Below are 12407 nucleotides of genomic sequence, written 5' to 3' on the forward strand. Positions count from 1 at the left end.
CCCTTTCTCCACTTCCTAAAACCGTATTCAAGAGGTCTGAAATCATCATAATTTAAGCCCATCATTTCTATTAATTCTCTTTCCCCATTTCCTGCAATTTGGGGGATTTTTAAAGTGCCCTCGAACCAGTCTACAAGCGACCTCAAACCATTTGGGTATGTATTTACTGCCCCAGTGTTACCCGTCTGGGGCATGTTCGAAATCTCATCAATCCCAAGGGATTTTTCACTCCACATAGTACCCCTCTCTCTTTCTCTCAAACACCATCATTCATGGAGATTTAACTTAGCTTTAAAAGTATCAAGAAGTGACTTCATAGAAAAAATCATACCTTCATTAAACCCTTTTTGATAAGAAAATTGATCCACTGGAACCGAATCACCAGATGAAACATGACCCTTTTCAGTCATTTGAATCATACGCTCAAATTCTTCCAACTGCTTAATAACAGTACTCTTCCGAATATGAGTAGACATATAATTACCTCCGTTTCCATTTTATAGATAAATGTTAACAGAGTGTTAACGAATTGTATACGGGTACTTTTCACTAATCACTTAAAAAGATTACGAATTGGTGTGTTAAAGTAAACGACACCAGAAACGATAAAAACGACTACAAAACTAATGATATCGTATTGCATAATATCAACCCTTTACCGTAAATATAGCAACACTCCGTTTCACTTCGTGGGGGGGTGTTCCCCCTACGATACCCCCCGATCTGCAACCAAATAGCTACTGTCGGGGAGCCCCTTCCCCCTCCTGCCAATAAAGCAGCACAACTAAGCTTTTTCAGCATTTAGGGAAGGGTCTACTGTTTATCAAACCAAGTTTTCCATTCAGCACGCAGTTCAGCTACTTCAACAGGAGATAACTTAGAAAACATTTCCTGACTCATGCCCTTACCAACTATCAACCACTCAAAGAAAAAATAATCCTCTTTCGAAAGTTGCAAAATAACCACTCCCTTGTTTACATATTTTACTCTGGCCAGAGCCGATCCGGGCGACCAGTGTATACAAAAATCAAAAGCCGGTCACAAGTTTTGTTTACAAGAAAAGATGAGCTGCGCAAATCACTGTTTACAATCCCTTTTCTCTAATTCTTTTTTCCAATGATCCCTTAACCATTTTTCGGTGTCTTCCTGATCCTGTTTATCTAGTTCGGCAACAGATTTTTTAAAATATGGTCCGAGAACATAACTATCAAGTATCAAACCCAAAATACTACTACCACCTAAAACAATTAAAATAAAATCAGAAGAAAGGTCAATCGAAAGTAGATAAACGGATATAGCCAGAATCAAAGGCAACAAAAGAATCAAAGTTTTCTACCGCCCTTCCGAAATCTCTCTACAACCCGTCTACGAACACACTCACTACGAATTTCACGAAAAACGGATAATGCTGTAAGCACAACACACGAAATCACCAAAGCCCAAAAAATACTTTCCAGAACAAAGGCTAACATAATCACACCTACTTACCATCAGGTCTATTAGAAAAATCCATAAACACGAGACAACAAAGAAGACCAAATGCAATAAACGTAGCTATGAATTCAAAAGTTGTCATTTTCTATGCTCCATATCGTGGTGCATTGATATACATATCAAAGGTTTCTTTACTAAGTGTTGGACTGTTCTGGTAATGGTAAAGCAAAAAATTCACTAACTGCTCGTCATCACGAAAACGCAGCTTGCTCTTGACCGCTTTAAACTCTTCCCTCACAGCACCAGTGACAACCAAATGCGTACCTTTCCGATCATGATAGGACACCAGTTGTTCTATCACTTCATACTCTGTCTTTTTGTGCATTAACCCTTTCAACTCTTCTACTTTCGCTTTTAACTCGTCTGGAACTTGAATAGGTTTACGACTCACAAGAACCCCTCCTTTATCGTTTACAGAAACAACGCAGCCTGGTCTTCTTTTGTTTACATATTCGAGATCCGGATTGCATTTTTTGTTTACAAAAAGCGAAACCAGGATCTCGTTTTCGTATACAAATAGAGCTGCTGCTGAAGAAATTTTGTTTACTGCTCGTTATCCTGATCCGACTTGCCACCCTTCACTTTCGAACGACTAGGAGGAGTAGCAAAAGCCTTGATCAAAGATTCCTGTTGAGCTACCTGACTTCTTAATGCCTGTACTTCACCAGAGAGTTTTCCTGCTTCAACAGCCGAATTAGATGCCTCAATACGTGCTGCATCTAACTTCTGTTCCAGATCAACCAAGAAACCTCTGGCTTCCTCGATGTCATGCGTATACTGCTTTTGCAATGCCTGAAATTGCTGTTCTACTGTCTTTTTCTCAGCCTCCAAACGGGCTATGACCACAGCCTGTTCCTTTTCACGTTCCAGACCTTCCGAAACATTATCACGTTCCTTGATCAGATCAGACTTAACTGATTCATACGTTACCATCCAATCATCAAAACGCCTTACTGACTCTGTGTATTTAACACGTAAAACCTGTTCATTAGTCATAGACTCTTGAATCTGTTTGCCTAATTGCTCATTCTCATTAACAACAAAATTCACTTTATTCTCTTGATCTTCAAGACGAATTTTCAATTGATCAATCTCATTAGCCATTGAGTCAGCCAATTCCGCAGCCTCTTCCTGTTGACGTTCAAAATCCTGTCTGGATGCTTCTAAGGCTTCACGCTCAGTACGCAGACGCTCGTTTGCCATTTCACGTGCGACAACCCAAATGTCAGACGCCAGAATCTCAACCCGGTCAATAATTTCCTGTGGTGCAGGCTCTTTAATAGGCGACGTCGGAGCAGTACGACCCTTACGCCATTCCATCATAGCCTCTGAAATAGTCGTAAAGCTGCCACCACCCAACGCATTTCGAACGGCTGCCAACGTAGGATTTTGACCATTGTTTGCCAACTGTTCCGCAACTTCGAAAATTTGTTCCTTTGTGATCTTCGCCATGTAAATCACTCCTTGTAAAATTTGTATTATGTAGTATGTTGTATTGTATATTTGTATTATACAACATATTACTACATACTACAATACTACAAATGCTACAAAGAGGAAAAAATTTTCAAATATTTTGTATGCATCGGGCGTGGGCTAAAGCCTCACGCCCTGCTCTGCGTTGTTCCATTTCATTACTCAAGGCATCCTATATGACCTGCTCCCAATACTTATCATTCTCTATGATCAGTTTCTCAAGGAACAGTTGGAATGTTTTCTCGTCAGGCAAAGACGTAGAACGTACTGGACGCCAAGTCCTGAATAGATTAAGCTGCGTTAAAATATTTTTGTATTCTGCTACAGAAATCTGTACACGTTTTATAAATCGCACTCTCTGGAAGTCGAAAATATCGTAAGTGACAAAGCCGTTTTCTTCTGTTGCATAAATGTAAATATCGCAAATCTCCCGAATCCTCGAATCGATAAACTCAAAACGAACAGAGGTTAGAAACATCGTTGTACGAAGCTTACGAAGGAATAGCATTAATTCTGTAAAAGAGTTTTGTCCCTTATTGGAAAACCCCCTAGAACTCAATGTGGCTTGTGCCTCGTCCAATAAAATCAGGCTAGTGTGACACTTCGCCACTTCCAGAAAGTCCGTATAAGACCTGAATGGCTTCGAATCCTTCAACTCGTAATTCGAAAAAAGAGAAAGCCTGTCACCCATAAAATAGCCCATCTGATGAGCTATAACTGACATGAAGGAAGTCTTAAACGAACCTTGTTGACCGTCTACGATAATGATATAAGGTTCTGCCATTATTTCTTGCTCTCCAATACTGAAACCATGCTCGAATTCTTTGCAGCAGCTTGCGCTTTTGCAAGTTCCTGAATAGTCGTTCTATAGACCTTCGTAGGCATCGACATAGCCCGTAAACTTAAAATAGAACTGATTATATCCTCATACCCTCCTAAATGCCTCAGAAGCGTTATAGCCTGCCTCTGATCGTCTGACAGGGCTACAGCATGATCTTTCAAAAAGTCCAATATTTCCTTTGAATCACTAGGCGGAGAACTAAACAAACTTTTACCAAGTAACCCCTGTGCGGTCTCTAAACTCTTGTCCATAATGTCCTCCTACTTCGCCAGAAGTGCCACTATCGCAATAGCGTAAGGCAGCAAGTCCTTAATATTTTTAGCCCCGGACTTCGTATCAAACTGGAATATTTTCGATAGAACCACTTGACGCTGCAAGTGTTTAAGTTGTTCAGCTTCGACCATTGCCTCATGAGTCAGTTCAAAAAAATACACTAACCCACCGTCCAATTCATCATGATAAGTAGTAGCCAAGTTCACTGGATACATGCCCATTTCAGTCTCCAACATCCCATCCGTAACCGAATAAACTTTCAGAATGCGAACATGACCACTCTCTGTACGAGCAATAACCTTGTGTGGCGTACTAGCCTTGGTGAACAGTTTTTTTAACATCCTTACGACCCCCGAATCTATTTTTGATAGACGATGCTAGAGAACCAAATAACTTGAACGGTAGATAGAAAAAGAAGAACGCACCGAGAGAAGCCCCGGCAGCAGCCTCGAAAAAGAACTTGAACACATCATTTTGAACGTCCACATAAACCTCCGTATACATTTTTTCTTCTGGTTAGCCCCGATCCGTCCCGTTCCATCCGGGAACTGTAAACAAATTCGCATTCCTGGTCGCAATTTCTGTATACAAATTTTCGAGCTGCAACCAGGAGTTTGTTTACTACCACCATTTAATGCTTTCTTTGAAGTAGAGATATACCCCACGTGCACCAATCGCAACATATAACATTGTGATCGAGAAAAGGGAGAGCATAACAGCCTTGATCAAGACCACCCATGAAGTACCAAGCAAAGCAAAAGGAGAGAAAAAACTATCCAATTCAATCGGCTTGTTACGACCTACCGAATACTTTAATAAAGAGTCCCGGATACCTTGCAGGAATTGAGAGGCAGGATTGAAAAGAGAATCAATGAAGTTCCTCACGTTTTCCTCCCTCCCACTAGCCACATAACAACGTAAGCAGTCAAAAAAATGTCTAAAGCAAGCAATATCATAGGCAAGACTGTAGACAACCCTAGAGGACTCAACATAGTAGAGAACACGCTCAAACCATCAGCACCAACCGTACTACTCAACGGCTTACCACTCCAAGCTAGAAACCCGGTAACCGTTCGGATCAACCCGGCAGATACAGCAAAAATCAACTGGAAGAATGCCATAAAAACAGCCAAGACGTGAACCAAAATAGTTACTAGTTTATAGATGAAATAGAAAATCCCATCCATGAAAGTTAAAAACCAACTAATCGGCTTTGTCAGAAATTCAAAGAACGAGGAAAGCAGCGTAGCCAATCCAGTAATGAGATAACCGAACAGATCAGCCATAGCTTAGAACCTAAACAATTCGATCAGTCTATTCCCAAAAGCAAAAGCTAACATCATACCAATACCGCTAATGATAGCCCGGTCATAGAAAGTTAGAATCTCGATAACATAAGCAGAAATTTCCTCCACGTCTATCAACCCCTCCAAAACATGGACTTAGACTTCGATAAAATATCAAAACCAAGTTCCGTTCCGCATATGAGGAAAACCACAACCGAGATAAGCCCAAAATAGTCCTTCGTACAAGCAACAATATCGTTTATATCAAGCATCATGAATCACTCCTTTTTAGGTACATCTGTCCGGGTAGGAACTGGATCACGCTGCATAGTAGGTAATGTTCCTACTGGATCACGTTGCATGTTAGGTAACGTCCCTACCGGATCACGCTGCCCCACCGGAGTTTTCCCCCCTACCGGATCACGTTGCCCTACCGGACTAATACCATTGATCGGATCACGCTGCATGTTAGGTAAAGTTCCCACAGGATCACGTTGCATAGTAGGTAAACTTCCAACCGGATCACGCTGTCCTACCGGGTTTGCTGTACCCACAGGATCACGCTGCCCTACTGGTGCAGATGTTCCCGGAAGTATCCGTGAAAGAGAAGGTTCTGCTGTTAGTGGATTCTCACGTTCAAAACTTTCTCCTATTGGCACAGGGTAGTTCTCAGGAGGTTGCGCAGGCATAGCAGGAACACTTTCCCCCTGACCGGGATCACTAAAATAAATATTCGTGTCCTGTACAGGTTGTATCTGGTTAAGGATATCGGGTTTATTCTGTTCAGCAAGACCGTTCCAATCCTTCTGAGGAATCGAATAATTGCCATGCGGTGTAAGACTGTCTTGAATCTGACCAAGCTTCGAATTCGTTTCATCCAATTTATTCGAAACCCCATCTACAGCAGATTGAACAGCAGCCACAGCGTTTGAAACCTGATCTAACTTATAACCTTGCTGCTCTACAGCAGAAGAGAGTTGATTCACTACCCCCGACACTTCATCAAGCTTGTACCCCTGTGCATCGATGGCAGCTTTCGCAGTAGTCAACATGGCTTTTACTTCATTGCAGCAAGGACAATTCGTAGACCCGCCCGGATCAGTCGGATCAGTCGGATTTGTCGGTACGCTACCAGTCACATCACCCTGTTCGGTAACTTGATTCGAGTCACTCCAAAGCTCTGAATTAGTAGGGCTTGCCGTACCCGTTTGATTCACTTCGTAATCATATGAATCACCGTCAGCACCTTTCGCAGTGAGAGTCACAGGATACGCAGCAGGAACAGAGTTTGACGAACCAAGATAGTTACCACGCTTGTCGAAATAGTGACGCTCGTACTGGTAAGGTTGTAAAGAATCATCTTGTAGATCAACCTGTATTTCCTGATCATCATTTACAAAATCCATATCTGCATATGTCGTCGGTCCGTTCCATTCATCCCCAGTACCAGTAGTAAAAACCCCGTTTTCATATTGCCCTGTCCGCCAAACCATTGCGTCAGCCGAAGAAGAAAACCTAATCTTCGAACCATCTTTGCCATAACTGAAATTATAGTTAGACTCTCCCGGAGAGATCATAGGAATCACCCCGTCATTATCATCATCCGAATACTTATGTCCTGAAGAATCAGTTGCATAAACATCCGAAGGACTACCGTCAACCGAATAAGAAAGTGACCCACTAGAAACATTTACATTCGAAACGACTACAGGTTTTTTCGTTGCCGAAGCCACCCCAGTTGATTGCGGAGAAATCACCATTTCATTTACCTTCACATTTCTACCATCCCTAGTGACAACAATGAATTCGACTTTTGATGCTTTCTTGCAGCTATCAACCGTACAGACAGACATTTTCTTCGTGTACTCACAAGCTCCACAATTCGAACCATAACTATTCACCTTGACATACAACGGTGTCGCACCATTTGCATAGATGACCTTTGCATAGATAGCAGTTTCAGCAGCACTAGCAAAACTACTTTTCACATCAAAGCTGATCCACTTCTCACTAGGCGAAACATTCAGTGCTTGAACCGTTGCAGCACTCGCTTGACTGCCATAGAGCAACAAAACAACCAATACTGCACTCAAAAAACAAAAAAATCTCACCTACGCCCCACCCTCTTCACTACACCAAATATCAAAAGACCAAAAAAGGCTAATGCGAACATCCACATACTAGGAGAAGCTGTTTTTATCAGATCAACCGCATTTTTCTTAACATCAGGCATCGAGACAGGTATCTTAAAAAATTTTGTATCTGTTCGTTGAATAGGCGAAGCCGTATAAACTGCCTCATAAACTGGAGATGAAACACCCCTATACACCGCTTTTGCCTTTACAACGGTATCTATCGAAATCGGTATTGCAGCAGTATAAGGCTTAGAAGGTTCAGAACCGTCTGTACTGTAATAAATCGAAGCATCTGGATAATTTGCAGTAATCGTCACCGAGAATGGACGATCAAAATTTTGAGAATCAGGAGAAAAATACAAAGTTGGAGCAATTATTCTTTTCGTATAAATAGCAGAGACAACTGCCGACATATTGCCAGCAGTGTCTTTTGCTTTTGCCTTAACCACAGTATCCTGAGTAATCATTAATGATGAACTGTAAACCAAACTAGGCTCTGTACCATCAACCGAATAATAAATCGTACCCGGCTCATTTGAACTGATAACGACTGACAAACTCTCTTCGAACTCTCCAGAAGGTGGCGAGATCGTCACAGCAGGAGCAGCACTATCAATCGTATAAACCTCAGTCATTTGAGTAGAAGAATTCCCCGCTGTATCTTTACCGTAGAAAGTTAAATTCGTTGACGTAGAGATAACAATGGGTGAACTATAAGTAGTCCAAGTCGAACCACCGTTCTTTGAGTAATAAATGGTACTTGTTTCATTAGCTGAAAGCGTAACAGTCTGACTTGAATCATAAGAACCACCCGGAGGAGATGCAGTTATAACAGGAGGTGTTGTATCGCTATTTCTCTTTCCAACCCTTAGAGAATAAGCACTATTAAATTCAGCGACATTAAAGGACTTCGTAGAGTTTGCAGGAACTACCCAATCATAAAAAAAGTCTGGAGGTATTTTATAACCGCTATCTGTTCTATATGAAACCGCTACTATTGGAAACGGGTTATTGTTAACAATTTTTGCCGTTCCATCGTTATAGCTACAACAAACTGTTTTCGTAATCGAGAAATAAACATTGTTAATAGTAGAAGATGTCCTCGTCTCATTTTGTTGCATTTGAGTCCACCAACCAAGACTTCCCCACGTTCCATACCAAGTAATCGTATCTGGTGCAGTAACACATACAGCCGGACTTGATCCAGTAGCTGACCCATAACTATATCCATTGCACTGAGTAGTTCCTGCATTAACAGGAGCAAGATTCATACAAAATGCAGAGATCACAAAAACAAAAACAAGTAGATACTGTATACTCTTTTTCAAAGAACCTCCCCCGATCCGTCCGGCAGGAATCAAAACTTGTATACAAAATGCGAAGCCTGGTTTCAAATTCTGTTTACAAAAATTCGAGCTGCAGCCGGGATTTTGTTTACGAAGCATCTGGAACATTGCGCATCTTTTTTACTAAGCGTGACAAATCTAAATACATTTCCAACGATGCAAAAATAGCCATCATAGCACATGCAGCACCGATTCCAAACCCCACCGACCTAACGTCCAACCCTATCAGATACTTAGGATTACTATTTAAAACTTCCATAACAACAACAGAACAAGCTAGTAAACGCAACGCATAGTATCCGATAATCACAGCGCACGAAGCAAAATACTTATTACGTGACACTTGTTTCAACCCCCGTTAGAAAAATAGGGGAACAACCGAAGTCATCCCCCTCTCTTTCTTTAGTTGAAGATTCCACGTACATCTTTGAGAAGAGAAATCCCCCAAGGTGCACCAATCGCCAATGCAGCGATACCCCAGTATGCATTAATGAAAGCAACAGAGTTATCAATAATTTCTTTACCAGTGATGGTCATAGCAGCCCAGTCAGCCATTTAATTCACCCCCTCTCAACGTGATACAAATGTTTTTATCACACCTCCGAGGATAAAGAGTCCAAAGCTTGCACCTATGTACAGCCATGTTATTGGCCCGACACTATTAATAGCTTGAATTGCGTAATCGATGATTGGTTGAACAGGAACATGCAATTTTTCAAAGCCCATTACTTCTTGAAAATGCCGAGCAATCCGCCCAATATGAAAAGTCCGAACGAACCCCCAACAAACAAATTACTCAGTGGTGAGGCAGACGCAAAAATGTTGTATGCATATTGCAAAATTTTCGCAATATCTACGTCAAAACTCATTTATTCTCACCTACTTCTTCGATCACCCAAACGAGTCAAAAACGTTATCAACCCAATCACGCTACTTATCGAAGCTACATAGACGGTACAGAACTTTGCTAATTCCTCATCGGATAAAAACCAAAAGAGTAAGCCGAGGAAATTCATCTAGCATTCACCTTCAACCGGGATAGACCTACCAGAAAGATCATCGGCAGCAAAACCGCAGGAGAGTATTTCCAAGCTTCCAGAACCCTCAATAGCTCGTCCATTCTTAGCTGCTTGCGGGCTTCTTTTTGCCCTTCATTCGGCTGATGATCACGTCACTTATAGACGTTAGAAACCACACTGTAAAGCCAGATGCAAAGCCTACCACAAACAGTCCATTCATAACTTCTTGGCTCATTTCAGACCCTCCCAAACCCATTTTCCAATAATAGTGACCAATATCAGTAAAAGCATTGAAGCTATAAGCAAATCACCATAGGTTACTTGGTGTATAACGTGAAAATTATTGTTGAAGTCGTTGACCTCATCTACCCCAATGCGTGAAAGCAGCGAGACGATTTCATCCAGTTGTGACGTGTAATCAGGAGTAGGATTAGTACCTGATTGACCTCCACCGTCTACAGGTGGCGCAGCTAGCAACTCATCCATAACCTACGCCGACTTAGATTTAGATAGTTCGACTTTCGGATTTTGTTTGTATTCTTTCCCATTGGTTTTAACAAGATCAAAGTGAACATCAACACGACTACGAGGTGCAGGCAATTTACCCAAATCTTCATCAGGGATAGTTAACTCCAAATCAGAAAAATCGGTTTTGTCATCAACAAAACGAGCAACCCACCATGTCCTTACTTCTCCAGTATCTCTCTTCACAAATTTCCTTTGTTCTGGCGCAACAAACAGAACATCTTCGATTTTAACTTTCATGCGCTTACCCCTCCTAAAATGGTTTTAAAAATGAAAAAAAGTCCGCACTTTGGCGGACTTTAATCACACATAAACAGTACTAACCTATTGATAGATACATCAATAGAAAGTACAATATATACATCGCAATAGCTGACCGACCAAAGTACAGCTATTGCTAAAAAGAGAGAACGAGTCCGCCAAGACAAAGCGTTCTCTTTTTTTTATTGAGTTGAATAAGAACGTTTATTCGCAACAGCGAATTGCTATAAGCAAATATTAACAATATTTTTCAAGATTTGACAAGCCCTATTTTTCATTATTAAAAAAATCAACCAGAATTTTCTCAACTATCCTTGTATACCCCTTATGTGAACGAATCTTTAAAATAAGCCAATTTGGCAACCGAATAGTAAAATTTTCTTTTCTTTCATCCTTTGGAACAAGTTTTTTCGGCACCCTTTAGCCCCCGATTCCAACGACAAAAACACCCTCGTTTTTTTACAATATTTTGAAGGTATATTATAACATATAATGTGATATAATAAGGCTAACTTTAATTTATCGTGTGCCCTTCGTCTGTGCCATCAGCGAGGGCATTTTTATTTTGTTTGCGATCTTGATACCTTTCCTGTCTCATCTTAGCCAAATCTCTGTAATAATCACTACCGCTATAATCCCTGTTGAACTCTTCGAATTCATAACGCACATCAGCCATAATAGTATCTTGGACAGCTTGTCCTTCCTCATCCAAGTATGACTTCTGATGCAATACCTTCAAGGCTTTATTTTGTACTTCTTCTTGTTGAAGTTGCTTTCTTCTAGCAAGCATAAACTGATAATCACCTTTGGTACGCTCAAGCATTTCTAAATCCTTTGGTTTCAAACGATCACTACCATTTTCAAGCATTTCTATCAACCAATCCAAGCGACCTTCATTTCCATGCCACAGTAACGCAAGACTAGGCTCAACTTGTTTCCAAGCCCACTGTTGAGTTCTTGACAACGTGCGATCAGGAGCCACTGCACTAAGACGAAGAGGTTCAACATCACCCAAAAAATCTGACCAAAATTTCGAAACTTTCCAACGTGACTTATTACTATCCTCTCCACGATCACAAAAATTCAAATAATTTTTAATGACACCTGCTGTTATTTCCCCTACACACATTTTTCCAGAAGCAATTAACATACAAGCTTCCTCAGCTCTCTCTTTACGCATCTGAACTTCAACACGATTCCACACTTCAACATCTTCTTCTAATTCATAACCTTTATTCTTACGCTCCCAATGTTTCTCGTATATTCGTATCTGTATACGGCTTTTACCAGAACCAAAATTAACAGTTTGACCTTCATAATCACCACTATTCAAATCTAACGTACCTTGTTCACGACCTTTTTCAAACTTTGATCGACATAAACCCTTCTCGATTAACTTAATTAGCTTCGCAACTTTGAAATAAGGCTTTAAACCACGATCACGATGACGCTTGTCGATATGACCAAAATCATCGATAGCCAAGTCTAAACGAGAAAAACTAAAATTTGTCGTTAACACTCTACGAAAGAGTTCAATCCAACCAACGCTAGAAAGCATTTCAAATTCACGGCAAGCCTGTCCTGAGAGAATTACACGTGCGCTAGGTTCATTAGAACAATCGTAGTACACTTGTATACTACCCAACCGCAAACCCTTTCTCCACTTCCTAAAACCGTATTCAAGAGGTCTGAAATCATCATAATTTAAGCCCATCATTTCTATTAATTCTCTTTCCCCATTTCCTGCAATT

21 protein-coding genes are annotated in these 12407 nt (G+C 40.9%); all 21 read right to left on the reverse strand.

What is annotated here, in order from left to right:
- A partial coding sequence (locus ACPW7N_RS26180; protein ID WP_425654806.1) for a hypothetical protein occupies window positions 1-236 on the reverse strand: 236 nt, incomplete at its 3' end.
- Between the two features lie 30 nt (window positions 237-266).
- Window positions 267-476, reverse strand: coding sequence for a hypothetical protein (locus ACPW7N_RS26185; protein WP_425654807.1), 210 nt, complete (start codon window positions 474-476; stop codon window positions 267-269).
- 337 nt (window positions 477-813) lie between these two features.
- Window positions 814-957 (reverse strand): hypothetical protein, encoded by a 144-nt coding sequence (locus tag ACPW7N_RS26190; RefSeq protein ID WP_425654808.1) that lies wholly within the window; start codon window positions 955-957, stop codon window positions 814-816.
- 120 nt (window positions 958-1077) lie between these two features.
- Window positions 1078-1326, reverse strand: coding sequence for a hypothetical protein (locus tag ACPW7N_RS26195; RefSeq protein WP_425654809.1), 249 nt, complete (start codon window positions 1324-1326; stop codon window positions 1078-1080).
- Window positions 1327-1579: 253 nt separating this feature from the next.
- Window positions 1580-1885 carry a hypothetical protein gene (locus ACPW7N_RS26200; RefSeq protein ID WP_425654811.1) on the reverse strand — a complete coding sequence of 102 codons (306 nt, stop codon included), beginning with the start codon at window positions 1883-1885 and terminating at the stop codon, window positions 1580-1582.
- A 152-nt stretch (window positions 1886-2037) separates the two neighbouring features.
- A complete protein-coding gene (locus ACPW7N_RS26205; protein ID WP_425654812.1) occupies window positions 2038-2946 on the reverse strand; it encodes a DNA-binding protein in 909 nt (302 codons plus the stop codon).
- Window positions 2947-3142: 196 nt separating this feature from the next.
- The gene (locus tag ACPW7N_RS26210) at window positions 3143-3754 is read right to left on the reverse strand and encodes an AAA family ATPase (protein WP_425654814.1); all 612 of its coding nucleotides are present in this window, start codon (window positions 3752-3754) and stop codon (window positions 3143-3145) included.
- On the reverse strand, window positions 3754-4062 hold the full coding sequence (locus ACPW7N_RS26215; RefSeq protein WP_425654815.1) for a hypothetical protein: 309 nt from the start codon (window positions 4060-4062) through the stop codon (window positions 3754-3756). The genes ACPW7N_RS26210 and ACPW7N_RS26215 overlap by 1 nt, the downstream gene beginning before the upstream one ends.
- Before the next feature lie 9 nt (window positions 4063-4071).
- Entirely contained in the window at window positions 4072-4425 is a 354-nt protein-coding gene (locus tag ACPW7N_RS26220) for a hypothetical protein (RefSeq protein ID WP_425654816.1), read from the reverse strand.
- Between the two features lie 280 nt (window positions 4426-4705).
- Window positions 4706-4969 carry a hypothetical protein gene (locus ACPW7N_RS26225; protein ID WP_425654817.1) on the reverse strand — a complete coding sequence of 88 codons (264 nt, stop codon included), beginning with the start codon at window positions 4967-4969 and terminating at the stop codon, window positions 4706-4708.
- Window positions 4966-5370 (reverse strand): hypothetical protein, encoded by a 405-nt coding sequence (locus ACPW7N_RS26230; protein ID WP_425654819.1) that lies wholly within the window; start codon window positions 5368-5370, stop codon window positions 4966-4968. Before ACPW7N_RS26230 ends, ACPW7N_RS26225 begins: the two co-directional genes overlap by 4 nt.
- 278 nt (window positions 5371-5648) lie before the next feature.
- Window positions 5649-7481 (reverse strand): hypothetical protein, encoded by a 1833-nt coding sequence (locus tag ACPW7N_RS26235; RefSeq protein ID WP_425654820.1) that lies wholly within the window; start codon window positions 7479-7481, stop codon window positions 5649-5651.
- Window positions 7478-8833, reverse strand: coding sequence for a chitobiase/beta-hexosaminidase C-terminal domain-containing protein (locus ACPW7N_RS26240; RefSeq protein WP_425654821.1), 1356 nt, complete (start codon window positions 8831-8833; stop codon window positions 7478-7480). The genes ACPW7N_RS26235 and ACPW7N_RS26240 overlap by 4 nt, the downstream gene beginning before the upstream one ends.
- Window positions 8834-8939: 106 nt before the next feature.
- Entirely contained in the window at window positions 8940-9194 is a 255-nt protein-coding gene (locus ACPW7N_RS26245; protein WP_425654822.1) for a hypothetical protein, read from the reverse strand.
- 59 nt (window positions 9195-9253) lie between these two features.
- Window positions 9254-9406 (reverse strand): hypothetical protein, encoded by a 153-nt coding sequence (locus tag ACPW7N_RS26250; protein WP_425654823.1) that lies wholly within the window; start codon window positions 9404-9406, stop codon window positions 9254-9256.
- A gap of 170 nt (window positions 9407-9576) precedes the next feature.
- Window positions 9577-9720, reverse strand: a complete 144-nt coding sequence (locus ACPW7N_RS26255; protein WP_425654824.1) for a hypothetical protein — start codon at window positions 9718-9720, stop codon at window positions 9577-9579.
- A 253-nt stretch (window positions 9721-9973) separates the two neighbouring features.
- On the reverse strand, window positions 9974-10105 hold the full coding sequence (locus ACPW7N_RS26260) for a hypothetical protein (RefSeq protein ID WP_425654825.1): 132 nt from the start codon (window positions 10103-10105) through the stop codon (window positions 9974-9976).
- Entirely contained in the window at window positions 10102-10347 is a 246-nt protein-coding gene (locus tag ACPW7N_RS26265) for a hypothetical protein (RefSeq protein ID WP_425654826.1), read from the reverse strand. The genes ACPW7N_RS26260 and ACPW7N_RS26265 overlap by 4 nt, the downstream gene beginning before the upstream one ends.
- Before the next feature lie 12 nt (window positions 10348-10359).
- The gene (locus ACPW7N_RS26270; protein WP_425654827.1) at window positions 10360-10635 is read right to left on the reverse strand and encodes a hypothetical protein; all 276 of its coding nucleotides are present in this window, start codon (window positions 10633-10635) and stop codon (window positions 10360-10362) included.
- A gap of 288 nt (window positions 10636-10923) precedes the next feature.
- Window positions 10924-11073, reverse strand: a complete 150-nt coding sequence (locus tag ACPW7N_RS26275; RefSeq protein WP_425654828.1) for a hypothetical protein — start codon at window positions 11071-11073, stop codon at window positions 10924-10926.
- A gap of 97 nt (window positions 11074-11170) precedes the next feature.
- Window positions 11171-12407, reverse strand: a 1237-nt coding sequence (locus tag ACPW7N_RS26280) for a replication initiation factor domain-containing protein (RefSeq protein WP_425654829.1), incomplete at its 5' end; no start/stop codon positions are given.

This window comes from Brevibacillus nigriterrae, assembly GCF_049846925.1.
Classification (GTDB): Bacteria; Bacillota; Bacilli; order Brevibacillales; family Brevibacillaceae; genus Brevibacillus_H.